General features: G+C 61.8%; 22 protein-coding genes. 14 read left to right on the forward strand and 8 right to left on the reverse strand.

What is annotated here, in order from left to right:
- Positions 1 to 312 precede the first annotated feature (312 nt).
- From AAF563_09025 to AAF563_09040, 4 genes are all read left to right on the forward strand, one after another.
- Positions 313 to 609 carry a hypothetical protein gene (locus tag AAF563_09025; protein MEM7121404.1) on the forward strand — a complete coding sequence of 99 codons (297 nt, stop codon included), beginning with the start codon at positions 313 to 315 and terminating at the stop codon, positions 607 to 609.
- Positions 610 to 991: 382 nt separating this feature from the next.
- Positions 992 to 2,386: a DUF1295 domain-containing protein gene (locus AAF563_09030; GenBank protein MEM7121405.1), complete on the forward strand. Its 1,395-nt coding sequence runs from the start codon at positions 992 to 994 to the stop codon at positions 2,384 to 2,386.
- A gap of 122 nt (positions 2,387 to 2,508) precedes the next feature.
- Positions 2,509 to 3,255 (forward strand): transglutaminase-like cysteine peptidase, encoded by a 747-nt coding sequence (locus AAF563_09035; protein MEM7121406.1) that lies wholly within the window; start codon positions 2,509 to 2,511, stop codon positions 3,253 to 3,255.
- A gap of 201 nt (positions 3,256 to 3,456) precedes the next feature.
- Complete coding sequence (locus AAF563_09040) at positions 3,457 to 4,599, forward strand: succinylglutamate desuccinylase/aspartoacylase family protein (protein ID MEM7121407.1); 1,143 nt, start codon at positions 3,457 to 3,459, stop codon at positions 4,597 to 4,599.
- Here the strand turns inward: AAF563_09040 and AAF563_09045 are convergent, their stop codons facing one another.
- From AAF563_09045 to AAF563_09055, 3 genes are all read right to left on the reverse strand, one after another.
- Positions 4,600 to 5,994, reverse strand: coding sequence for an MATE family efflux transporter (locus tag AAF563_09045; GenBank protein ID MEM7121408.1), 1,395 nt, complete (start codon positions 5,992 to 5,994; stop codon positions 4,600 to 4,602).
- A 243-nt stretch (positions 5,995 to 6,237) separates the two neighbouring features.
- Positions 6,238 to 7,008, reverse strand: a complete 771-nt coding sequence (locus AAF563_09050) for a transporter substrate-binding domain-containing protein (GenBank protein MEM7121409.1) — start codon at positions 7,006 to 7,008, stop codon at positions 6,238 to 6,240.
- Positions 7,005 to 8,435, reverse strand: a complete 1,431-nt coding sequence (locus tag AAF563_09055; GenBank protein ID MEM7121410.1) for a sulfatase-like hydrolase/transferase — start codon at positions 8,433 to 8,435, stop codon at positions 7,005 to 7,007. The genes AAF563_09050 and AAF563_09055 overlap by 4 nt, the downstream gene beginning before the upstream one ends.
- 227 nt (positions 8,436 to 8,662) lie before the next feature.
- Here AAF563_09055 and AAF563_09060 point away from each other — a divergent pair, with 227 nt between their 5' ends.
- The 6 genes from AAF563_09060 (at position 8,663) to AAF563_09085 (ending at position 13,765) form a co-directional block, all read left to right on the forward strand.
- A complete protein-coding gene (locus tag AAF563_09060) occupies positions 8,663 to 9,430 on the forward strand; it encodes an ATP-binding cassette domain-containing protein (protein MEM7121411.1) in 768 nt (255 codons plus the stop codon).
- Positions 9,431 to 9,490: 60 nt separating this feature from the next.
- Positions 9,491 to 10,285, forward strand: coding sequence for a transporter substrate-binding domain-containing protein (locus AAF563_09065; GenBank protein ID MEM7121412.1), 795 nt, complete (start codon positions 9,491 to 9,493; stop codon positions 10,283 to 10,285).
- A 121-nt stretch (positions 10,286 to 10,406) separates the two neighbouring features.
- Positions 10,407 to 11,105 carry an ABC transporter permease gene (locus AAF563_09070; GenBank protein ID MEM7121413.1) on the forward strand — a complete coding sequence of 233 codons (699 nt, stop codon included), beginning with the start codon at positions 10,407 to 10,409 and terminating at the stop codon, positions 11,103 to 11,105.
- Positions 11,106 to 11,109: 4 nt separating this feature from the next.
- On the forward strand, positions 11,110 to 11,844 hold the full coding sequence (locus tag AAF563_09075) for an ABC transporter permease (protein ID MEM7121414.1): 735 nt from the start codon (positions 11,110 to 11,112) through the stop codon (positions 11,842 to 11,844).
- Between the two features lie 118 nt (positions 11,845 to 11,962).
- A complete protein-coding gene (locus AAF563_09080) occupies positions 11,963 to 12,253 on the forward strand; it encodes a hypothetical protein (protein MEM7121415.1) in 291 nt (96 codons plus the stop codon).
- Positions 12,254 to 12,631: 378 nt separating this feature from the next.
- Complete coding sequence (locus tag AAF563_09085) at positions 12,632 to 13,765, forward strand: extracellular solute-binding protein (GenBank protein MEM7121416.1); 1,134 nt, start codon at positions 12,632 to 12,634, stop codon at positions 13,763 to 13,765.
- A gap of 18 nt (positions 13,766 to 13,783) precedes the next feature.
- Here AAF563_09085 and AAF563_09090 read toward each other — a convergent pair whose 3' ends face one another.
- Positions 13,784 to 15,235: an amidase gene (locus AAF563_09090; protein ID MEM7121417.1), complete on the reverse strand. Its 1,452-nt coding sequence runs from the start codon at positions 15,233 to 15,235 to the stop codon at positions 13,784 to 13,786.
- 50 nt (positions 15,236 to 15,285) lie between these two features.
- Positions 15,286 to 16,533 (reverse strand): aspartate aminotransferase family protein, encoded by a 1,248-nt coding sequence (locus AAF563_09095; protein ID MEM7121418.1) that lies wholly within the window; start codon positions 16,531 to 16,533, stop codon positions 15,286 to 15,288.
- 210 nt (positions 16,534 to 16,743) lie between these two features.
- On the opposite strand from AAF563_09095, the gene AAF563_09100 reads away from it, so the two are divergent.
- Both AAF563_09100 and AAF563_09105 read left to right on the forward strand, forming a co-directional pair.
- On the forward strand, positions 16,744 to 17,445 hold the full coding sequence (locus tag AAF563_09100) for a GntR family transcriptional regulator (protein MEM7121419.1): 702 nt from the start codon (positions 16,744 to 16,746) through the stop codon (positions 17,443 to 17,445).
- A gap of 52 nt (positions 17,446 to 17,497) precedes the next feature.
- Entirely contained in the window at positions 17,498 to 18,376 is an 879-nt protein-coding gene (locus tag AAF563_09105; GenBank protein MEM7121420.1) for an SMP-30/gluconolactonase/LRE family protein, read from the forward strand.
- A 30-nt stretch (positions 18,377 to 18,406) separates the two neighbouring features.
- Here the strand turns inward: AAF563_09105 and AAF563_09110 are convergent, their stop codons facing one another.
- The 3 genes from AAF563_09110 to AAF563_09120 all read right to left on the reverse strand — a co-directional run bounded on the left by AAF563_09110 (position 18,407) and on the right by AAF563_09120 (position 22,351).
- Positions 18,407 to 18,835 (reverse strand): universal stress protein, encoded by a 429-nt coding sequence (locus tag AAF563_09110; GenBank protein MEM7121421.1) that lies wholly within the window; start codon positions 18,833 to 18,835, stop codon positions 18,407 to 18,409.
- Positions 18,835 to 21,276, reverse strand: a complete 2,442-nt coding sequence (locus AAF563_09115) for a TRAP transporter permease (GenBank protein MEM7121422.1) — start codon at positions 21,274 to 21,276, stop codon at positions 18,835 to 18,837. Before AAF563_09115 ends, AAF563_09110 begins: the two co-directional genes overlap by 1 nt.
- Positions 21,277 to 21,388: 112 nt before the next feature.
- Entirely contained in the window at positions 21,389 to 22,351 is a 963-nt protein-coding gene (locus AAF563_09120) for a TAXI family TRAP transporter solute-binding subunit (protein ID MEM7121423.1), read from the reverse strand.
- Between the two features lie 306 nt (positions 22,352 to 22,657).
- Between AAF563_09120 and dgcN the strand changes: the two genes are divergently transcribed.
- Both dgcN and dgcA read left to right on the forward strand, forming a co-directional pair.
- On the forward strand, positions 22,658 to 23,662 hold the full coding sequence (gene dgcN / locus AAF563_09125; GenBank protein ID MEM7121424.1) for an N-acetyltransferase DgcN: 1,005 nt from the start codon (positions 22,658 to 22,660) through the stop codon (positions 23,660 to 23,662).
- 2 nt (positions 23,663 to 23,664) lie between these two features.
- On the forward strand, positions 23,665 to 24,645 hold the full coding sequence (gene dgcA, locus AAF563_09130) for an N-acetyl-D-Glu racemase DgcA (protein MEM7121425.1): 981 nt from the start codon (positions 23,665 to 23,667) through the stop codon (positions 24,643 to 24,645).
- Positions 24,646 to 24,695 lie beyond the last annotated feature (50 nt).

Genomic DNA, 24,695 nt, shown 5'->3' on the forward strand with positions numbered 1-24,695 from the left:
CGATGACCGGCTATATGGGCCCCACCCTCACCGCCATCGGAGCGATCCTCCTCAGCGCTTTGGCGCTCTTGATGTTGGAGGCCGATCTGCCGCCCGGGGCAAGTCTCGGCGTTGCTTTCCTCGCGGCAATGGCGCTTGGCGCGCTGATCGCCCATATCGCCGGGCCAGGCCGGAAGGCCGGGGTCTGGCCGCCCCTCCTCTTCGGGGCAGGTCTCCTGCTTCTCTGGGAGGTGGTGACCCGGGACTACAACGTCCCCTCGGTGATCCTGCCTCCGGTTTCCGGCATCGCCGTGCGCTTCGCAGAAAGCACCGATGTCCGGTTCGAGTGGCGGTTCCAACGGCGGTTCGAACGGCGGCTCCAGCGGTCACGGTTCAAGCGGCCACGGTTCAAGCGGCCACGGTTCAAGCGGCCACGGTTCAAGCGGTCACGGTTCAAGCGGTCACGGCTCCAGCGGTCACGGCTCCAGCGGTCACGGTTCAAGTGGCTGGGGCGGCGGCGACTGCGGCTGGGACGGCGGCGACTGGGGCGGCGGCGACTGGGGTGGCAGCGACTGGGGCGGCAAGGGTGACAGGAGCGGTGACAACGGCCGCGAAGGCCGGCAGGAGTAAACCCTTGTTCTTAGTCGCGGCCTGATATCAGGTCACGCCCAACGGATTGGTGGCCCATGCGAGTATCTATCGCATGGGCCACCATCGTTTCGGAGGTGTCGAATCAGCCTCTGCCGGCCTTGCCGGTTCTCAACCACTGGCGTCTCGACCTCACAACGCGATCACGATGCCCGGCGGATCATGACAGTCGACCGGTCACATCACGCGTTTTCTGGACCAAATGCATGGTTTTCGGTCAGAAGCGGGTGGCAGCGGCGACCCGGTGGTTTGTTGATGCGGGTCACAGTTTGGGGAACACTGCACCCGTTAGACTGACGTCCGTCACCTGACGGTCTGGCGTGACCGGGCGGGTGTTTGCCATGACCGAAGCGCGACAAACTCAATGAAGACAACCGTCTCCCAGGCCGCCGTTCCGGTCTCGAAATGCCCGAAAAGCGAGATCGACTTCACCACGAACGTCTGTGGCCTGGTGGTGTTCGTCGGCGCGTTGGCGCTGATGGCCTTCAATTTGCAGTCTGTCATCGCGGTGACGTTGTGGCTGCGCCAGTTGACCGGCATGCCGATCGACAACATCACGGTGATGTGTCTGATCGCCATCGCCGGCGGCATCCTCACGGTGGTCGGCATCGATATCTTTGTGTTCCGCCGCCACCGGACCGCACGCGTCAATGGCCGCGCAAATCTGCGCCGGGTCGCGATCAAGTTCCTGGCGCTCTTGGCGATCCTGGGCTTCGGCTCGATCGGTTATTCGACGTTTCCCGAGTACGACGGCTTCTACAGCCGCTTCTTTGACGCCGCGCTCCTGTTTCTGCCGGTCATTCTCGCGCTGACCTTCATCTATTTCTGGTACGTCGATCGCGTGATGGAGGAGCCGGAGGACGGTTACTACCACATGGGCCGGCTGTTGCTGCGCTACATGACCAACGACCGGCGCTTCACCTATGATATGGCGCATGTGAAGGAGCTGGTCCGGGTCTGGCTGATCAAGCTCTTCTTCCTGCCGCTGATGTTCTGTTACCTGGCGCTTGAGGTCGAAAACGTCATCGGTTTCAACTATGCCAGTCTGCTCGATTTGTCGGGCACCTTGAACGAGTCCACGGCGTCCATCTACGACTTCCTATTCTCACTGCTTTACGGCATCGATCTGGTGTTCGCGACCTGCGGCTACATCATGACGCTGAAGCTGACCAATTCGGAGATCCGCTCGGCGGAACCGACGCTGTTCGGCTGGCTGGTATGCCTGGTTTGCTACAAGCCCTTCGTCTTCGTCGTGTTCGATCAGTACCTGCAGTACAACAACGGTTTCTACTGGGGCCATTGGCTGCAGTCCGTGCCGCTGTTCTATATGCTTTGGGCGGCGACGATCATCGGCTTCATCGTCATCTACACCTTGGCGTCGGTGTCGCTGGGCTTCCGCTTTTCCAACCTGACCTATCGCGGCCTGTCGACCTCGGGTGTCTACCGACTGACCAAGCACCCGGCCTACGTCGCAAAGAACATCACATGGTGGATGATTTCGATCCCCTTCATCCCGGCCGGCGACATCGTGTTGGCCGCCAAGCTTTGCGCCATGCTGGTCGGGGTCAACCTGATCTATTACTGGCGCGCGCGCACCGAGGAAAACCACCTTTCCAACTATCCTGAGTATGTCGCCTATGCCAATTGGATGAACGAGCACGGCGCGCTCGCCTGGCTCGGCAGGCTGGTGCCATACCTGCGCTATGACGAAGAGCGGGCGAAACGATCGGGTTCGGTCGCGTGGTGGCGCAAGGTCTAGCCGGCACTTCTTACTCCTTCTAAAGAAGTATATGTATCTCTTTGTGATAGCAGTCACATAACTCTTTCGAGGTATCGATACACTACTCCCAAAGTGTTACTAACTACTTGGTGACCGCGGAGATGAGACTGTATCGATCTGGGACACGGGGCCGGTTTCTTCGTAAGGTTTTGGGGACGGGAATTGCGCTGCTCGCACTGACGGGTAACGCCTTTGCCAGCGACAACAGCCAGCTTGTCGACGTCAGCGTCGGCGAAGCACTGAAGATTCCAGCCTGGAGCCATCTGACCACGCTGATCGACCGGGACGAGGCCACGATCGAGGCCTGTCGCCGCGACGGTTCGTGCGACCGGTCATCCGTTGCGGCGTTTGTCGCTTTTCTTGGTTCGGTTGCCGACTTGCCGCGCGACCAGCAGCTTGAGGCGGTGAACGACCACTTTAACCGTCTGCCCTATATGAACGACGATACGATCTTCGGTATCGAGGATGTCTGGCAGTCACCGCTGTCCTTTGCCGCCGGTTCCGGCGATTGCGAGGACTATGCGATCGCCAAGTACGCGGCGCTGCGCTTGTTGGGTTTCGCCGAGCAGGACATGCGCCTTGTCGTGCTGCTGGATGAAAGCCGGGGTATCCACCACGCGGTGTTGGAAGTGCAGCATGATGGTCACGCCAAGGTGCTCGACAATTTGAGCACCAAGGTCGAGGTCGATATGGATGAAGACTACCGTCCGATTTATGCGCTCAATCAGGTCGACCACTGGATCTACATGCCGGCCGCCGAGCCTGAACCCGATCTCGTCCAGACCGCGCCCGCTTCGGGCGACGACGCGACCGACAAGATCGAGGATTTCCTGATCAGCTTGTTCTAGTCCGCGCGCCAAAAGCGGCCGCGAGGCTAGACCCCTTCCCAACGACACGCGCAGCTTAGCGTCCTGGGGTCCACAAGACCGTTTCGAAATGGCTGATTTCGAAGCGGTCTTGTGCCATCTTGCGCCTCCATTCGCTGACAATGATTCTCTGATGACGAGTGAGGTAACCGTGTCGGTTCGCCAAGGTCGGGATTGCGCGCGATGAGTCATGTTGTTGAACGCCTGCCGCTGCCGGTTTCCTCGCTGGGATCGGATCAGGATCTAATCGTGCATCGTTTCGGTGATACTGGCGCGCGACCCAAGGTCTATATCCAGGCGGCGATCCACGCGGGCGAGATTCCAGCTCTGCTGGTTGCCCACCATATCCTGGCGTTGCTGGAAGACGCCGACGCCAAGGGGGCGATAAAGGGTGAGGTGATCGTGGTTCCGGTCGCCAACCCGATTGGCTTGGCCCAACGGCTTCAGCGCCGTCATCTCGGCCGCTACGACATGGATTCCGGTGTCAACTTCAACCGGAACTATCCCGATCTTGCAGCGCAGATTGATGCGGCCGTCGCAAGCCAGCTGACGGACGACCCCGTACGCAATGTCGACCTGATCCGCCGCGCGGCGCTTGACGCGATCGCGGATTGGCCGGCGATGCAACCTTCGCCGATGTTGAAGAAAACACTCTTCGCCCTGGCGGTTGACGCCGACATCGTGCTCGATCTGCACTGCGCTTATGACGCGCTGCTGCATTTATTTATTGATGCCGCGTCGTGGCCGGATGCCGCCGACTTGCACGCGGACCTGGGCAGCGAGGTCACCTTGTTAGAGGAAGCAACCGCCGGCAACGTCGCCTTCGACTTTTCGGTCGCCAATCCGTGGCGCCATGTTGCCGCGCAACACCCGGACCGGCCGGTTCCGCTCGCCTGCCTGTCCGCCACGGTCGAGTTGCGCGGTTTTCACGATGTCGACGACGACACCGCGGCCGCGGACGCGGCCAACCTGGTGCGCTTCCTTAAGCGACGATCGGTGCTGGCCGGCGATGCCGGACCGCTGCCCGAACCGCGCTGCGATCCCACACCGTTGTCCGGCGTCGGTTTCGCCATGGCGCCCGCGACGGGGGTGATCAGCTTCAAGACCGAGCTGGGCGCTCACGTTGGCAAGGGCGATGTGCTCGCGGAGATCGTCGACCCGATGGCCGAGGTGACAACGGAGGCACGCCACGTGGTGGCCAGTCCGACCGAGGGATTGGTCTATGAACTCGTCGACAGCTACTACGTCACCAAGGACGAGTGCGTCTGCCACGTCGCGGGCGCCGAACCGCTTGCCGAACAGCGCGAGAACCTGCTGCTGGACTGATCACGTCATCGGGTTGGTTCGTGTCTGTTTGTCAAAGCGGCGGACCAGCAAGGCGGCAACAAGGCAGAAAGCGGCCGCCAAGCAGATCCAGATTGCTTCGCTTCCCCGATCAAAGACAAAGACCAGCAGCAGGCTGACCGGCACCGCCAAGCCCCAATAGACGATAACCGTTACCAACATCGGGCCGCGCGTGTCTTTCAGGCCGCGCAGCGCGCCCATCGCGGTAACCTGCATGCCGTCGGCCAGTTGGAACACCGCGGCAATGGCCAGCAGCGAAATCGCCAGGGTAACGGCCTCCGCGTTCTCCGGCAGCGCGGGATCGAGGAAGATGCCGATCACCAGGTCGCCATAGAACCAGAACAGCATGGCGGGAATGACGGCGAAGCAAGCCGCCAGGCCGATGGCGGTCCAGCCGGCGCGCCGGGCGTCGACATGATCGCCGGCGCCCGTGGCGCGGCCGACCCTGACCGTCGCCGCCAGGGTCAAGCCGCCAGATACCATGAAGAAGATGGCGCACGACTGGCCGGCCACCGTGTGCGCCGCCAGGGCTGCCGTGCCCAACAAACCCATCAGCAACGTCATGACGAGGTACATGCCGTCTTCCGACAGGTTGGTCAGCGCGATCGGTGTGCCGATACGCACCATCTCGATCATCTGCTCGACATCGGCGCGCCATAAACGGCCCAGAATGCGGTAGCGGCGCAGACGCCGATCCTGCAGGACAAAGAAGAGCAAGGCGGCGAACATGAAGATATCGACCACCGCCGTCGAGATGCCGGCGCCATCAAGCCCGAATGCCGGAAAGCCGAATGCGCCGAACATCAGCGCGTAGTTGGCGAGCGCGTTCAGACCGATGGCGATCACGGTGACGACGAGGACCGGGCGGGGGCGGGCATGCGCGGCCATAAACTCGGCAAGGACATACATCCACATGGCCGGGATCAGGCCGATAATCATGTAGCGCAGGTAAGATTGGCCGGCCTTTGCCAGTACCGGGTCCTGGCCCAACAGCACCAGGATCGCCTCGGCGTTCCAACTGACGGCGAGGCAGGGCAGCGATGTGATGACGGCGAGCCAGAGACCTTGCCGTGCGGCGCGCCGGACCATGCGAAAGCGTCTTGCGCCCAGATGCTGCGAGATGATCGGCGCGACGGCGCCAAGCACACCGAACGGGATCATGACGAAGAAGAAGTTGAGGCGCAGCGCGAGCGACCCGGCGGCCAGCATATCGGATCCCAACCAGCCCATCATGATGACGTCTGTCGTCATGATCGACATGTAGGCCAGTTCGGTCAGGGCAAACGGGACCGCGAGCGGGACCGTCGCGCCAATCTCGCGTCGCCATGGCGAAAACGAATGTGATCTACGCCCGAACAAGTGCGAAAAGACGTTCATGATCTCGGCCAGCCCGTTTGGTCGTGTGCTGGGGCGATGAATGCGCGGTTGGATCTGTATTGCGCGCACGCTGCCCCGGTTGCGGGGATGCGCGTCCTCTGACGATCAACAAAGTCGGGAAGTTTGAATGCAGACGCGCATGAAGACCTGACCGTTCGGTCAGGCGATGTCGGCCGTGAGGCCGACTGTTTCTAGTGGATGCGCGTTATCATGGCGATTGTATAAGTGATGTCCGCGATGACATCAAGGTAGCGTGTAACCCGGCAGATGCTGTTCGATAATCACGTCGAGCCGGCCGTCCTCATGCAGCGTCTGTACCGCGCGCGCGATGTCTTCGCTAAGCGTGTCGCCGGGGCGCAAGGCGAAGACCAAGCCACCATCAAAGTACGCGTCGTTCTTGATGGCCGGCGGCACGAAGGTGACCGGAAGCCCGCGGCTCGGCCGGACGACATCATGGTAGAGGGCGAGCCCGTCGCCGAACACGACGTCGGCAGCGCCGGCCAAAAGGCCAAAGTACATTTCCTCCTGGTCCGCGTAACGACGAAGGCGGTTCGCGTTGCCGATCGTGTCTTCCAGGTAGCGCGCGTGCGGCGTGCCGGCCAGGACGCCGATGACGATGTCAGGCGCCATGATGTCGACGGTATCCAGACGGCCGCGTTCGGTGACAAAGCGCCCGGCCGTTGAGAAATAGGCGACGCTGGGCACCGCGCCTTCCGCGCTGACGGTCCAGCGCGACATACCGGAATAGAGGATGTCGAAATGGCCCGCCTTCAAGCCGGGATAAAGTTCAGGCCAGGGGACGACCTGAAACCTGCACGGACGTTTCAATGCATCGCAAACGGCGACGGCAATGGCGTGGTCCAGGCCGGCCGGCGCGCCGGTGTGGTCGGTCGTGCTGAAGGGAGTGTAGAGTCCGTCGGTCGCCCAGGTGATCGGTTCGTCGGCACGTGCCTGGGCCGCCAAGGTCAGCAAAAGGACAAGCGGCAGGCCGACTGCCCTGACAACGGGAATCACAGAGGCACCGGCGATTGATCGAAGTCCTCGGTCGCCAGAATGCCTTCTCGTCCGCCCAGTGCTGCGATGCGCTCTGCCTGATCGGCGAACGCCCGGCGGTTGGCGTCGTCGGGGTCGACGACGGTCCTGAGCGCCGCCTCGCACTGGGCGCGTATCGCCTGATGCTCGGGGCTTGTGCCAAGGTCGTTGGCCTCGAACGGATCGGATTCCAGATCGTAGAGCTGCGGCGCATAGCCGGGATAGGCGATGTACTTCCAGCGGCCCATGCGGATCATGAACATGCCGGTGATGGAACCGCCGTCATGATACTCGCTGAGCAGGGTGCGTCCGTGCCGCTCGCCGTTGGCGATGCCGATCAGTGAGCGGCCGGGCAGATTGTGGTCGTCGTCGGACAGGCCGAGGCCGGTGGCGTCCAACACCGTCTGATGAACGTCGACCAGCGAAACCGGATCGTCACAGACCTGACCTTCAGGAATGCCGGGGCCAGTGGCCAGCATGGGGATCGCCGCAGCCTCCTCATACATCACGCACTTCGTCCACAGTCCGTGATTGCCGGCCAGTTCACCGTGGTCGCTGGAATACAAGATGACTGTGTTGTCCGCCTGGCCCGACGCTTCGAGCGCGGCCAACACTTTGCCGATCTGATCGTCGAGAAAGGAGCACAGGCCCAGGTAGCTCGCCTTGGCGACCAGGCGCGTGTGGTCGTCGAAGAAGTCGTCGTAGTTCATGAAACGATGCATCGCCTCAAGGACCGGATGCTTCGGCCGTTCATCCGGCGCGTTAAGGCGCGGCGGATCGATGCGGTCGAGCGGATAGAGATCGTAGAACTCCTGCGGCACGATCAAGGGATAGTGCGGGGTGACGAACGAGGCATAGAGTACCCAGGGTTTGTCACCGATCTTCGGCGCTTCGTCGCGAAGCCAACGGCAGGTCTCCTCGCCGACGCGCATGTCGTAGCGGTTATAGTCGCAAAGGCCCGGGCCGATTTCCTCGGCGAAGTGGGCGGCGTTGTTCCACGCCGAGCCGTCGCGGCCCAACAGGCCGCGCACCCAGCCGATGCCGTTCTTCACATGCAGCGGCATGATTTCTTCGTCGAAGCCGTTATCGTCGTCGGCACTGCGGTAATGCAGCTTGCCGATCGAGACCACCCGGTGGCCCTCGTCGATCAGGCGGTGGCCCCAGCCCTTGACGCTGCCATCATAGGGCTGCGCGTTCGACCAGAAGCCGATGTCGTGGACGTAGCGGCCGGTAGCGATTGACGCACGGGCGGGCACGCAGATCGGCGAAGGCGTCACCGCCTGGGTGAAGCGCGTCCCCTTGGCCGCCAGCTTATCCAGATTGGGTGTGTGGACCTGGCCGCCGTAACATCCGGCGCCTTCGCGCAGATGTTCGTCGGATATCAAGATCAAGACATTACGGCCGGCCATCACGTGTTCTCCAGTAAACTCGGATCTCTTCCGTTAACACGAAAAGTCCACCGCTGGTCAATTGTCCAACTGATACCAAAGAGCAGTGTTTAGAAGACTTGTAAGTCTCAAACGCAAAACAATCCAAGGTACTTGCCATTCCCGCCTATTCGTGGTTTGACTGCGACCAACAAGAAGAACGGTCGACCACACCGGCGACCAAAAAAAGGTGAGTTTGGGAGGAACGCATGGCCGAGGCGGCGCTCGTCGTCAACGACCTTCATAAGAGTTTTGGTGCATTGGAAGTCCTCAAGGGTGTGTCGATGACGGCGCACGAAGGGGATGTCATTGCGATGATCGGCTCAAGCGGCTCGGGCAAGAGCACGTTTTTGCGCTGCATCAATCTGCTTGAGGTGCCCAATGCCGGCGAGGTCTTTGTCGCCGGTGAGCTCATTCGCATGACGACAAACCGGCACGGCGCGCCGATGCCGGAGGATTCGCGCCAGGTCGACCGCATCCGCTCGAAGCTCGGCATGGTGTTTCAGCAGTTCAATCTGTGGTCTCACATGACGGTGTTGCAAAACGTTATGGAAGCGCCGGTGCATGTCTTGAAACGGCCCAAGAAGGAGGCCGAGGAACAGGCCAAGGCAATCCTGGCCAAGGTCGGCTTGGCCGACAAGTTCGATGATTATCCAGCCCACCTTTCCGGCGGCCAGCAGCAGCGTGCGGCGATCGCCCGCGCACTCGCCGTCGATCCCGATGTTCTTCTGTTCGACGAACCGACGTCCGCTCTCGACCCCGAGCTGGTCGGCGAGGTGCTGCGCGTCATGCGGCAACTGGCGGAAGAGGGACGCACTATGGTCGTGGTGACCCATGAAATGGGTTTCGCGCGCGAGGTCTCGTCGGAGGTTATCTTCTTGCACGAAGGCCGCGTCGAAGAGCACGGCCCGCCGAAGGACATCTTCGAGGGTCAAAAATCAGAACGGTTCCGGCAGTTCTTGGCGAGCAATCTCTAAGCCGGTTCTTCTGGGGGCAGTTAAATTGGCATCATGTTTGAGAGCAAAAGGAGGATATCCATGAAATCTCTCTTCAAGGCGGCCGCATTCGCCGCCGCATTCGGGTTCGCGGCCAGTGCCGCGCAGGCGCAGGATGTCGTGCGCATCGGTACGGAAGGCGCTTACCCTCCATTCAACTATATCGATGAAAACGGCGACCTCGTCGGATTCGATATCGATATCGCCAACGCGCTGTGCGACGCCGCAGGCTATGAGTGCGTTTTTGTCGTGCAGGATTGGGACGGTATCATCCCGGGTCTTCTTGCCGAGAAGTACGACGCCATCATCGCGTCCATGTCGATCACGGCCGAGCGTGCCGAGGTCGTCGACTTCACGAACAAGTACTATTCGACGCCCGCCAAATTCATCAAGGAAAAGGGCGTGGATCTGACGATTCCCGAAGACGTCGCCGCGGCGAACGATATCCTGTCGGGCATGAAGGTCGGCGTGCAGCGCGCGACCATCCACGAGAACTTCATCCGCGACAATTTCCCGGACGTCGAAGTTGTGGTCTATGCCACTCAGGATGAAGCCAATCTTGACCTGGCCAACGGCCGCGTCGATCTGGTGATGGCTGACTCGGTTGCGCTGAAGGAAGGTTTCCTGGTGACGGACGAGGGCGCGGGTTTTGAGTTTGTCGGCCCCGACTATGACGATCCGCGCTGGCATGGCGATGGCGCCGGTATCGCCATCCGCCAGGGCGAGCAGGATCTGGTCGACGGCTTCAACGCCGCGATCGTACAGATCCGTTCCGACGGTACCTATCAGGCGATCCAGGACGAGTACTTCGACTTCAACGTCTATGGTGCGGAGTAAGGCGTAGGGTTCTCGCCGATCAGTGGCGCGTCCCTTCACACGGTCTGTGAAACACGAGACTGGTGAGGGGACGCCGCCCTTTCTGTCCTGATCGTCATCGAACCCATAGCCGGAGTTTCGCGTGGGCGGGCTGTTCGATCTGAAAGGTTATGGCTGGATGTTGTGGGAGGGTCTGCAAATGACCCTTCTGATCGGCGTCTGTGCGTTGGTCCTGGCCATTATCATGGGTCTTTTGGGTGCGTGGGGTAAACTGGCCAAGAACCGCGTCGCCAACACTGTCGCCAACATCTACACCACAGTCATCCGCGGCATTCCCGAACTGATCCTTCTGCTGGTGATCTTTTACGGTACGCCGACTTTGGTGCAGAATCTGGCCGACCGTATCGGCTATGACATCATCATCGACTTCAATCCGTTCGTCGCCGGTGTCCTGACGCTGGGCTTCATCTATGGCGCCTTCGCGACCGAGGTGTTTCGCGGCGCGTTCCTGGCCATCGACAAGGGCCAGGCGGAGGCGGCGCATGCCATGGGCATGCACAAGATGCTGACCTTCCGGCGCATCCTGCTGCCGCAGATCTGGCGCTTCGCGCTGCCTGGTCTGGGCAATGTCTGGATGGTGCTGATCAAGGCGACGGCGCTGGTCTCGGTCATCCAACTCGACGAACTCATGCGCATGACGTTCATCGCCGTCGGCGCGACCAGGCTGCCGTTCTCGTTCTATTTTGCGGCCTCGCTGATGTATCTGGGCATCACGGTCTTCTCCATGCTCGGCCAGCAGCGGATCGAGGCCTGGGCCAACCGCGGCGTCAGGCGGGCCTGAGGTCATGGATTATCAGATCATCATCGACAGCATCCCCGCGCTCTTCGGCGGGCTCGGCCTGACGGTCCAGATCACGGCGATCGCGCTCTTCCTGGGTTTCGTGCTCGCCATACCGCTCGGTATGCTGCGCGTGTCCCACAACCCACTGATGTGGACGCCGGTCTACGGCTATATCTTCTTCTTCCGTGGCACGCCGCTTTTGGTGCAGATCTTCCTGATCTATTACGGCAGCGGCCAGTTCCGCCCGTTCTTTCAGGACATGGGGCTGTGGACCCTGTTCCGCGAAGCCTATTTCTGCGCGCTGCTGACCTTGACGCTGAACACCGCGGCCTACACGGCGGAGATCTTCCGCGGCGCAATCCGCGCGGTGCCCCATGGCGAGGTCGAGGCCGCTAGGGCATGCGGCATGTCAGGCTGGCTGCTCTATCGGCGCATCATCCTGCCCAAGGCGCTGCGTCTGGCGCTGCCGGCCTATTCGAACGAGGTCGTGTTTCTGTTCCAGTCGACGTCGCTGGTCTCGATCATCACGCTGATGGATCTGACCGGTGTCGCCCGCGTGATCGTGGCACGCACCTTCGATGTCTACGAGATCTATATCACCGCCGGCATCATGTACCTGGTGGTGACCTACGGCATCCTTTGGGTCTTCAAGACCGTCGAGCACAAGCTCTCCGGCCACCTGCGCGGCCGCCAGGAAGACAAACAATCCATGACCGAGGCGCTGGATATCAGGGTCTAACGGCGTTCCTGGCGGCAGGTTACGCGGAAAACGAGTTGGCGACGGGGCCTCGGCGCTCTAGGCTCAAGGCTGCTCTCTTGAATGGGGCCAACGTGATGTTGATTGAGGAGGAGCAAGGATGGCGTTCACGCAGACGCACGATATTCAAGGCACATTGGATGAATGTCTTCGAGAGATGATCTCGGCGCTTGGGCACCGCGATTTCGAGGTCAAAGGCGACGAAATCACCGTGCGCGACGGCGACAAGACATTCGTCATCTCGCTTGCCTATGAAGGCGACCGCAAGCTCGGTTCGCTCAACCTGCCGATGACCCATGTGGAGTGCGTGTGCTCCGGTTGTTCGGAAGACGAAGCCGCCGCGTTCCAGGCCGAAATTGCCAAACACATGATGCGCGCCGGCGGCGGCTAGCCGCGGCGCAGGACGGTTGCACAAGGCGCTATGCCGACGAGGTCGGTGTAGCGCCGGCCGCTCCATAAAGCGACCCGAAGAACTCCTTTGTAAGCGCTGATCGTGTGCGGCCGACCCGGCTCAAGGGTCGGGCGCCGCAGCGCGTTACTAGCCAGGAACACTCTACCATCACCCTGGATCCGGTGAGGCGCATGACGCGCGTCCGGGCCGGGCCGGTGAAGCGCGCCACCACGAGAAGGGGCAGCCGTGACAGTCGGCCGAAGTCAAATTGTGATAAATAAATTTGACTTTTGTGCTTAAAGTTTGATCTAGTTGTTGTCCCAGATATCGTGGGGAATCGCGCACGCCGTGACGTGCTGTCAGCGAGGGAGGCTGATCATGGGAGCAACAATGGACCCGAAGACGTTTCGCGAAAGGCTGTCGGAGGGCCGCATGGACCGCCGCGACCTTCACCGCACATTGGCCGCGGTCGGGCTGAGTATGGTCGCCGTGCCAATGATGTCAGGCGCCGCCCGCGCGGAAGACAAGGACAACCTCTTGGCCATGACATGGGCCGGTTATGAGATACCGGAGTTCGTCGGCGAGTATGTCGAGGAACACGGTGCCCAGCCCGAGTACAGCATCTTCGCGACGCAGGATGAGGCGCTGGCCAAGATCCGCGCCGGCTTTGCCCCGGATACGGTGCATCTGTGCACCACCAAGACGCAGAAGTTCGCCGACGCCGAGGTCATCAAACCGATCGATCTGGAGCGGGTGCCGCGCTGGAACGACTTGTGGCCGCGCCTGCGCGAGATGAAGGGCGTCAAGCTCGATGACGGCGAGGTCTACATGGTGCCCGTGGATTGGGGCAGCTCGTCCTTCTGCTATCGCACGGACGTGTTCGAAGGCGAGGGTGAGGAGACTTGGGCATGGTTGTTCGACGATCGCTATGCCGGGCGGGTGGCCATGCAGGACGCGATCATGAGCATCGTCGCCGCCGGGCTCGTCGCTGGCTACGACAACCCCTATGTCATGCCGGTCGACGACCTGCCGGAGCTTAAAGACAAACTGGTCGATCAACGCGAGAGCGGCATCGTTCGGTTCTATTGGGAGTCGCCGACCGAGTACGTCAATGCGCTCGCCAACGGCGAAGTCGACATCGCGATGTGTTGGGCCAACGGTGCGATCGAACTGCAGAACCAGGGTATCCCCGTCAAGTACGCCAATCCGAAGGAAGGTGTCGTGACATGGGTGTGCGGCGTCAGCATCTCGGCCAACGGCGAAGCGGACGACGAACTGGTCTATGACTTCATCGACGCGATGCTGGCGCCGGAATCAGGCGTCTACATGATCGAGGGCTATGGCCAAGGCCACAGCAACACGAAGGCCTTCGACATGGTGGCGCCGGAGCGGCTCGCCGAACTCGGTTTCGCCAACCCGTCGGAAATGATGGACACATCCGTTTTCTCGACCGCCAGTCCGGCACGCGAGGCCTTTGAATCCGTATGGGAAGAGGTCAAGCTGGGTATGTAACCGGCGACGCGAAGCGCTCTAGCCGGCCGCTACATGGATTGGCGGCCGGCGGTTCGCCCATGGCATGGCCTGTTCGATGTCGCGGGCGATGCGGACCAGCGTCGCCTCATCGCCGAAGCGCCCGACAATCTGAACGCCGATCGGCAGGTCGCCGCTGCTTTGCGCGACGGGCAGGGATACCGAAGGCTGACCGGTCACGTTAAAGACACCGACGTATTGATAGAAGGCGGCGTCCGCATCCATCCATTCCTTGGCAGAGAAGGTGTCGTTGGTCGTTGAATAGACGCCACCGTTGGGTGGTGCCGTGGTCGGCATGGTCGGCGTCAGCAGAATATCGAACGGCGCAACCGCTTCGCCAACGTCGGCACGCATCTTACGCACGGCCTCGTGCACACGGGCGGATACGGCGAGCGGCAGGTCTTTGCTGTGTTCGTAGAGTTTCAAGTTGATCGGCTCCAGCGTGTCGGGGCCGATCTCACGACCCATCGCCTTGGCGGCATCGCCGAGGGTACTGGCGCCGAGCGCCGACATGTCCAGAAGGATGTTGCCATAGTCTGCAGCGTCGAAAGGCGGATCGATGTCGTCAACATGATGACCCATCGTCTCGAGAGTGTTCGCAGTCCTTTCGATGGCGGCGACCACATCGGTTTCGCATTCGACAGCACCCCACTTTGTCAGGGCGACGCCGACGCGCAGCCGGGCCGTTGGTTGATCAAGCTCGGCGCTATAGGGGCGGTCCGGCTGAACAATGATGAAGGGGTCGCCGGGGCTGGGACCGGACAGGATGTCGAGCGCCGCCGCCATGTCGCGAACGGTACGGCACAGAACGAAGTTGCGGGCCAGGCCGAACTTGGTGTCCTGGCGGTCGGGTCCGCCGGAGATCCGCCCCCTTGACGGGTTGAGTCCGACAAGACCGCACCACGATGCCGGTGTGCGGATCGAGCCGCCGCCGTCTCCGCCATGGGCCAACGGCACGATGCCCGCCGCGACAGCCGCGGCCGACCCCGCGGAGGAACCACCCGAGGTCAAGGCGGTGTTCCAGGGGTTACCGGTCACGCCATGAAGGATGGAATCGCTGAAGCCGGACGTGCCGAACTCCGGTGCCGTGGTTCGTCCGAGCGTGCGCAAGCCACCCTGACGGGCGCGCTGGAAGAAGTAGCTGTCGACGGCTGCCCGCTGGCCTTCGAACAACCGGCTTCCGCGCTCCTGAAGACGCCCGGCTTCGGCGGGGCCAAGGTCTTTGCGCAGGAACGGTACGCCTTGCAGCAGGCCCGTATCGGACCCGCCGGACCCGCCGGACGCAATGGTCTCGGCATCGTCGTAGAACTCGATGATCGCGTTGATCTGCGGGTTGACACGGTCATGGGCGTCACGCGCCAGAGTGGCCAGTTCGACCGCCGTCACGTCGCCCGCCCGCACCAAGCGCGCCAAGCCGACGGCGTCGTGGCTCGCGTATTCCTCCAGTTTCAACGGTCAGCGTCCCCTGTTGGGCATCCAACGTGGAGAGATCATGATGCGGATCAATAAGTCGCCTTGTCGAGGACGCCGACGCGCCCGGTGCTTCGAACCTGATCGACGACGATCGCCAAATCGTCGAGGTACTCACCGATAATCTCAGCGTGCACGGGGTTGAACATCAGCTGGATCGACGGTGGCTCGACGCATCGACCAACAAACCAGCCGCGTTCGGTCATGCCATCGGCGACCGCATCGATGTTGAGATCGGGATCGTTCGATCGATAGAGCAGGAAGGAGAGTTCGTTGGGCTCCAACACCTCCAAGCCTGGAATGGCGGCAAGGCCCTGGGCAAACCTGGCCTTGGTCGTCATCGTCGTGCGCGCGATGTCGAGGTAACCTTCTTCACCCAGGTAGTTCATGACCGCCCAGGCCGAGGCAACCGGGCTGGCGGGACGCGTGCCCAGGAACGTATCCGTCGCGTAGATGCCGCGCGGCCATTCGTCGAACGTGAAACGCAGATGTTCCTGCAGGCTCTTGTCGTGGAACATAAGCACGGATGCGCCTTTGGCGGTAAAGCCATACTTGTGCAGATCAGCCGACATGCTTGTCACGCCGTCAACCGCGAAGTCGAACGGCGGAATGTCGTAGCCGAGCCGCCGGACAAAGGGCGAGAGAAGGCCACCGACGCAAGCGTCCACATGCAGCCAAAGATCGTGGGCGCGCGCCAGGTCGGCGAGCGCCTCGATGGGGTCGAAGACCCCGTGCGGATAGGCAGGCGCGGAGCCGACGATCAAAACGGTGTTGTCGTCGAGCGCATTGGCCATGGCGTCGACATCGGCCCGGAAGTCGTCGCGCAGCGGCACACGGATAACATCCATGTCGAGGTAATGAGCAGCCTTGTTGAAGGCCGGATGCGCCGAGCGTGCCAGGACGATCCTGGGTTTCCCGATATCCGGTCGCCTGGCTCGCGCGAAGTCGCGGGCGGTCTTTACCGCTAGAAAGATGCTCTCCGTGCCGCCTGAGGTAAAGTTGCCGGCTGCCGCGGGACCGGCCTGCATCAAGCCGAGCACCATGGTGATGACGTCTTGTTCGAGTTTCTGAACGCTGGGAAAGGCGCGTTTGCCCATACCGTTCTCGACAAAGAACAAAGACGACGCCTCGCGCGCCACCTGACCGAGCTCTTCGTCGCGCCAATAGACATAGAGCGGCAACCGGCCGCGTTCCCACGCGTAGTCGTCGGCCTTCGCGCCGACCATTTGCTCTTTGAGTTCCGGCCAGGCGCGACCCTTTTCGGGAAGGCTCATTGTCATGATGAAGACTCCGACGTGACATCCGTGAAATTGACCCGAAACAGGCCCATGCCGTTCCAATTAGGCACCGGCAAACAAAAAAATATCACAGATTAATTATTCTTAAAGCACAAATTGATATTGTTTGGTTACAAAATTGACGGGTTATGGGAATGTCCGACGCTACTGCAAGGTCATCGCGGCGCAGAAATCGAAACGACACGGGGTCGCATGAAACAGAGCTTATCAACCGTGCCGCCGGCCTCCCGAGAAGGTCCAATCCTGCGCGATCATGTCTATGACCGGATCCGCACCGCGCTCATGCTCGGACATTTCATGGCGGGGCAGAAACTGGTCATTCGCCAACTCGCATCGGAGTACGAAACGAGTCTGACGCCTGTGCGCGAGAGCCTGCGCCGGCTTGTCGCCGAAGGCGTGCTGGAGGGTGAACCCAACCGCTCGGTCCGCGTACCGCCGATGACCGGCGCCAAGATCCGAGAGCTGCGCGACATCCGCATCGCCGTCGAAGGTCTCGCCGTGGCGCGCGCGGCGGAACGGATCACCCCGGAAGAGGTTGCCGAACTTCGGCGACGGGCCGACGCGGTGGTAGTAGCCAGAGACCAGGGAGACCTTGAGGCTGATGTGACCAAGCTCGGTGAGTTCCAGCTTGGCGTTTATCGGGCGTCGGCAATGCCGCATCTGATCAGGATCATCGAAAGCCTATGGCTCCAAACCGGGCCCTATCTCAAACTGCTTTATCCCAAGTACATCGATACGGTGATGGAACGCCGCGGCGATTGGCGGGGCCGGATACTGGACGCGCTCGAAGCCCATGACGCGGCAACGGCGCGTCATGAAATCGAGATCGATCTCGACGACGCCCTCGGTTACCTGATCACGCTCGTCGACGCAGCAGAGGCCATTCGATCGTAGGACGAGGCTTTGTGTTCGACGGTGTCGGGTGGCCGCAGGAGAAAAGTGCCGGATGATCCGCAGCGACATCAAGGTTGCATGCGAGCATGTCAGCATACTCGGTGAGTGTCCGGTCTGGGATGTCGAGGCCGGCGAGCTCTATTGGATCGATTCGCTTTCCGGAACCCTGTTTCGCCAGCAAGCCGATGGAACGCTGACACACTGGACGGCCGACCAGGAGATCGGATCGTTTGCGCTTCGCCGTTCGTCGGGCGCGGTGTGTGCCCTGAGGGATGGCATCTACACGCTCTCGTTTCAATCCGGCGCCTTTGAACGGCTGGCCCAGACACCCAACGATCCAACATGCACGCGCTTGAACGACGGCAAGTGTGACCGGCAGGGCCGTTTCTGGGTCGGCAGCCTGACCGAACGCGGAGGACATGCCGACGGTGTTCTCTACCGCATCGGGCCTGACGGATCCGTTACAACGGTGCTGCGCGACATCGTCGTGTCGAACGGCCTGGCCTTTCCCGTCAACGGGGACTTCTTCTATCACTCCGACAGCCGGATCGGACGGATTTACCGCGTCGAGGCAGGCGCCGACGCCGACGGTCCATACAAAAGATCGCTGTTCTTTCAGACGCCGGTCGATGTCGAACGCCCGGATGGCGCCGCGCTGGACGAACATGGTTGCTATTGGTCGGCCCTTTATGGCGGCGCGGCCATCGCGCGGCTCTCACCGAAAGGCGAGGAGGTGTTTCGCATCGACCTGCCGACCGCCTATCCGACAATGGTCGCTTTTGGCGGTGAGGGGCTTCGCACCTTGTTTATCACCACGGCTCGCGATGCGGGCATGTCAGCCTCGACCGAGAATGACCCTTATGCGGGCAAGCTTCTGTCTCTCGACGTTGACGTCGCGGGTCTGCCGGAACCGCGGTTCGCTGGGGCCTGAAGACGATTGTGTTCCCGCTTCACCTTGCGGTCAGTAACGCACCACCAGCACGTTGGTTTCGGCGTGCCGGACCACGCGGGCGGCGTTGGGGCCGACCAAGTAGTCTTTCATGGCCGGACGATGGCTGCCGATGACAATCAGGTCGACCTCCAACCGATCGGCGGCATCCAGGATTTCCTGATAGATGCTGCCGTTGCCAACGACGCAGGAGTCGCGCAGCTCGGCATCAATGTGTTCCTCGGCAAAGGCGTGGAGCTGCTGATGGGTCTCTTCCACGGCTTTCTTTTCGGCATCCGCCGCGAAGTACTGGCCGACCACGGACTCGCCAAAGCCCGGTACGACCGAGATCAGGTGAATGCGTCCATCGAACTTGCGCGCCATGTCCAGCGCCGCATTCAATGCCAGATGCGGGCTCGTCGTGTCGGCCAGATCGACGGCAACCAGGATAGACTTGAACATCAGGTTTCTCCCGTCTGGGTGCGCCGCATGCTCATCTTCTGCCAGGCATAGAAGGCCGCGAAGACCAGCATGACGACGATCTGGATGACTTCGTGCGGCACGCCGATCGGTTCGGAAATGATGCGCGGCAGGAAGAGCACGATGCACATGGCGAACATGAGGAGGCGGCCCAAGATGTTGAGCCTCTTGGCGAACCAGCCTTGCACGCCGGCGGCGAACGCGAACATGGCGATCAACGCGGCGACGAAGACGAAGGCGAGTTTCAAGACGTCGTTGATCCAGATGACCTCGCCTTCGGCATCCAGGCCAGCGATCATCAAGAGCTCGGTGTTGAAGATGAAGACGAAGGGCAGGATCGCCGTGCGCATATCATAGGTGAAGCCCTGGATGCCCGTTTTTATCGGGTCGGTGCGCGCGATGGCTGCCGCCGCGTAGGCGGCTAGACCCACCGGTGGCGTATCGTCTGCCAGAATGCCGAAGTAAAAGACGAAGAGATGGACCGCGATCAACGGGAAGATCAGTCCGGCGTCGCCGCCCAGAGTGACAATGACCGGCGCCGTGAGCGAGGCCATCAAGATGTAGTTCGCCGTTGTTGGCAGGCCCATGCCCAGGATCATGCAGATGATCGCAGTCAGAACGAGTACCAGATAGATATTGCCGAAGCTGATGACCTCGATCAGGCCGACAAAGCGGCCGACCAGGCCGGTCGACTGCACGACGCCGACGATGATGCCGGCCGCCGCGGTCGCGATGGCGATCGAGATCATGTTACGCGCGCCGGCAATCAGGCCTTCCCAGATATCGACGAAACCCTCGATGAAGGCTTGTTTGTAGAGCGCACCCGAATCGATTGCCTCACCGTGCTTGCGCGCGATACCGACGGCTATCGACGCGATGATCGGCCGTTGGATCACCATGATGACGGCCATCGCCTCGATCGCGTAGAGCGCGGACAGAATCGGCGAGCGGCGCAGAACGAGAAGGAAGAAGAAGAGGACGGCGATCGGGATCAGGTAATGCATGCCACGCAGGAAGGTCTTCAGAAACTTCGGCAGCTCGTCCTTCGAGAGCGCGCGGATGTCCAGTTTGAGTGCTTCCAGATGCACGACATAAAAGAGCGCGAGATAGGAAATGATGGCCGGTATGAAGGCCGCGCGCACCACGTCCAGATAGGGAATGCCGATGATCTCGGCCATGATGAAGGCGGCGGCACCCATGACCGGCGGCATCAGCTGGCCGTTGGTCGATGACGCGACCTCGACCGCGCCCGCCTTGTGCGGTGGCAGGCCGACCTTCTTCATCAGCGGTATGGTGAAGGTGCCGGTGGTCACCGTGTTGGCCACCGAGGAACCCGAATAAAGCCCGGTCATGCCCGAGGCGACGATGGCCGCCTTGGCCGCGCCGCCGCGGAAACGCCCGAAGGCGGCGAACGCCACGTCGATGAAGAACTGGCCCGCGCCCGCGCGCTCCAACAGCGCACCGAACAGCACGAACAGGAAGATGATGCTGGTCGACACGCCCAGCGGCACGCCGAAGATGCCCGACGTCGAGAGGTAGATATCGTTGACCGCGAAGTCGAGCGGCAGCCCACGATGGCGGATCACCTCTGGCATATAGGGCCCGACGAAGAGGTAAACCAGGAAGATGATGGCGAGCACAGCAAGCGCCGGACCCAGGGCGCGGCGCGCAGCCTCCAGCAACAAAATGACGCAGGTGACACCGACCCAGACATCGAACGGCAGGGGCAGGCCCTGGCGCATGATCAGGCCCTGATAGTCGAACACGATGAAGAGCGCGGACAGCGCCGCCAGCACCGCCAGGATGATGTCGTAGACGGGGATGACATTGCGGTTGGAAACGGTCTCGTCGTGGCCGCAGATGATGCGGTCCGCCATGCCTTTGGGCACCACGGGCACGAAGCGATTGAGGATGGCGATGACACGGCGCGCGCCTTCGATCAGCACAACGATGGCGCCCACGAGCGGAATGAAGGCATAGGCCGAGCCGCCCATCATCTCGAGGTCGCCATCCAAGACTTCCAACCAGTCCAGCGTCCAGATACCGAAGGCGATCAGGATGGCACCGAACAAGAGGTCATAGAGCAGCACGAAGCCGCGGCGTTCCTTCGCGCGTGATGGGATGGCCGAGCCCAGCGCCCGGAACAGACGCGACGGCGCGTTCTGTTTGAACGCAGGATAGGCCAGGAAGGCGAGCGCTAGCGCGAACGCCAGATGGATCGAGCGCGCCTGCCAGGAATCAAACGGATTGTCGGCGATATAGAGTTGGAAGCCAGACCAGGCAAGGCACAGAACGACGATGACGATGCGCCAGAAGAGGCTGTCTGGATGACGCGGACCGCTCTCTACTTCGGTGACGATGTCCTCGGCGACTTGGTGTCCAGACACCGCGCTTTCCGCGGCGTCACCCTTGTTCTCCGCCATCCACGTTCCCCCAACTAACGTCTTCGCGTTGCCGCGTTATTCTTGACGAGAAATGCGTGCGGGGACGGCACAAGTGCCGCCCCCAACACGGATCACCAACAGAGGGCCGGACTTACATCCAGCCTTGTTCCGTATAGTACTTCACCGCACCGGGATGCATGGGCGCGGAAAGCCCCTGCAGCATTTCTTCCGGTGTCAGGTTGGCGAAGGCGGCGTGCGATGCCTTCAGCTCGTCCAGGTTCTCGAAGACGATTCTGACGACTTCATAGACGACGTCTTCACCCAGCATGTCGCTGGCAACGACCGTGGCCTTGACCGCATAGGTCTCGGCCGGTTCGTCCATGCCCTTGTAGGTGCCGGCCGGCAGTGTGGCCATGACGTAATAGGGCTTGTCGGAGATGAACTCGCGAATGGCATCGGAGTTGATCGACACGACCTCGATGTCGACGGAGTTCGCCGGCTCTTCAATCGCCGCGGCGGGATTGCCGACAGTGTAGAAGAACGCGTCGATCTTCTTGTCGATCAGCGCACGCGAGGCTTCGCTCTGCTGCAGGCCCTGCGCGTCGATGTCGTTGTTCATGTCGATACCGTAGATGCGCAGCACATCTTCGGCATTACCGCGCTGACCGGAACCGGGGTTGCCGATGTTGACTGGATGGCCGACCAGGTCGTCGACCGACGAGATGCCGGCGTCGTCACGCGTCACCAGAAGCACGGTCTCGGGGTGCACCGAGAAGACGCTCCTTAGCGCCTCAACCGGCGCGCCATCCCAGTCGGCGGAGCCATTGGCGGCTTGCCAGTTGCGGTCGGACTGCGCGACACCAAAGTCGAGCAGGCCGCGGTTGACGGCATTAATGTTGAAGACCGAACCCAGCGCTGGACGGCCAACGCAGTTGTAATTGCCGTCGCTGTGCTTGTTGACCAGGTTACAGACCTGCAGCGCTACCTGATAATAGACACCGGTTACCGAACCGCCGCCGATCAGAAGATCCTGCTGCGCCTTGGCCGGTGTCGCCAGGGTGCCCACCGCAAGCACGGCAGCTGCACCCAACGTCGTCAGGCATTTGAACCTCATAACACTTCTCCTCCCAGTTTTCTCGGACGACAACGATCCGGCAAACCCGCAGGATCGTTGTCGGGTGGTGATTCGACCAGCCTGTCGCAAGACCCGTCCGTGACAGGCTGTCACACGCTCGACGTTTACCCTGCCAAAACTATGCAGTTCCGATCAGGTGCGGTCAAATTTGATTGCCGTAAGAACAAATGGCATGACACCGGCTCAACAACCGGCATGGCAATGCGCCGCGGTTTGTTTATGCTGCGCTGCAAACAAGGATGACCAGGCGAGCTGGCATCATAGGAGAAGGGGACGACACACATGTTGAAGGCGGAAGCGCCCTATCTACTCTTTTTGGGCGACGCACAGGATCTGCTCTCGATCAAGGGGTGCACCGGGGTCAAGATCTGGCGTCCGGAAAAAGCGGTCGCGCAGTTGCGCCTGGAAGGCTGCAACCAGGACCTGGATATCCCCGACATGACGCCGGCCCAAGCGGTTGAAGCCGGCTGCAAGACCATGGTGATTGGTGTCGCCAATGCCGGCGGTTTCATTCCCGATGGCTGGACCGGCACCATCGTCGAGGCGCTGGAAGCAGGTCTTGATGTCATGGCCGGCATGCACAGCCGTATGTCCGATATCCCGACAATCGCGGAGGCGGCGCGCGCCAACGGGCGCCACCTGTTCGACGTGCGCCAGCCGTCCCAGGACTTCAAGGTCGGCAAGGGCTACAAACGCGAGGGCAAGCGGGTCCTGACAGTCGGCACCGACTGCTCGCTGGGTAAGATGTTCACGTCACTGGCGCTGGAAAAAGAGATGCTGGCGCGCGGCATGAACGCGACGTTCCGGGCGACCGGCCAGTCCGGCATCTTCATTGTCGGCGAAGGCGTGGCGGTTGACGCGGTGGTCGCCGATTTTATCGCCGGCGCCACCGAATGGCTGACGCCGGAGAACGAGCCGGACCACTGGGACGTGGTCGAAGGCCAGGGCTCGCTGTTTCATCCGTCTTTCGCGGGCGTCAGCCTGGGGCTGCTGCATGGTGCGCAGCCGGATGCGCTTGTGATGTGTCACGAACCCGTCCGCGAGCACATGCGCGGCATCCCCGGGCGTGCGCTGCCATCGCTTGAGGAGTGCATCGAGGCCAACGAACGCGCGGCGCATCTGACCAACCCGGCGGCCAAGGTCATCGGTATCGCCATCAACAGCTTCGACATGAAGCAGGACGAGGCGATGGCGTACATGGAAGAAACCGGCAAACGTTTGGGCATGCCGTGCGCCGATCCCATGCGCACCGGCGTCGGCGCGATCGTCGACGAACTGCAGAAGATGTGACCATGCGCAAGGTCGAGGTGCGGTCGGAATCCTGGCCGCTTGCCCAGGTCTTTCGCATCTCTCGCGGTGCAAAGACCGAAGCCCAGGTTATCGTCGTCGCGGTCGAGGAAGATGGCGCGCGCGGCTGGGGCGAGGCGGTGCCTTACGCGCGCTACGACCAGACCATCGAATCGAGCCTGGCCGACCTGGAACGGGTGCGCGGCGAGGTTGAGGCAGGCGCGTCACGGACCACGGTTCAGACCATGCTGCCGCCGGGCGCTGCCCGCAACGCGCTGGACTGCGCGCTGTGGGACCTGGAAGCCAAGATGACCGGCGAACCGGTGTGGCAACGTGCCGGTCTTGAGCGGCCGAGCGACTTGACCACCGCCTATACGCTGAGCATCGACACGCCAGAGGCCATGGGCGCGGCGGCCGCCGAGGCTGCCCACCGGCCGCTGTTGAAGGTGAAACTGGACGGCGAGGATGTGCTCGCCAGGCTTCAGGCCGTGCGCCAGGGCGCGCCGCAAAGCCGTCTGGTGGTCGATGCTAACGAGGCGTGGTCGGTCGACCTGCTGAAGGCGATCGGTGATGACCTGAAGGCGCTGGGTGTCGAGATGATCGAGCAGCCGCTGCCCGCGGGTGATGACGCCGGTTTGGCCGGGCTGGATTGTCCGATCGTTCTATGCGCCGACGAGTCCTGCCATGGTGCCGACACCGTGGGCGAGCTGACGGACCGATACGGCATGGTCAACATCAAGCTCGACAAGACCGGCGGCTTGACGGGCGCGCTCGCGCTGCGCCGCGCCGCCCAGGACGCCGGCATGGCCATCATGGTCGGCTGCATGGTCGCGACATCGCTGGCCATGGCGCCCGCCATGCTGGTCGCCCAAGGTGCCGCCGTGGTCGACCTGGACGGGCCATTGTTGATGAAGAAGGACCGCGAACCGGGCATCCACTTCGACGGCAACACCATGCACCCGGCGCCATCGGCGCTGTGGGGCTAAGAGGCGACGTCGGACACACCGGCCTCACGCATGCCGGATTTGACCCGGGA

It is taken from the genome of Pseudomonadota bacterium, from assembly GCA_039028155.1.
Classification (GTDB): Bacteria; Pseudomonadota; Alphaproteobacteria; order SP197; family SP197; genus JANQGO01.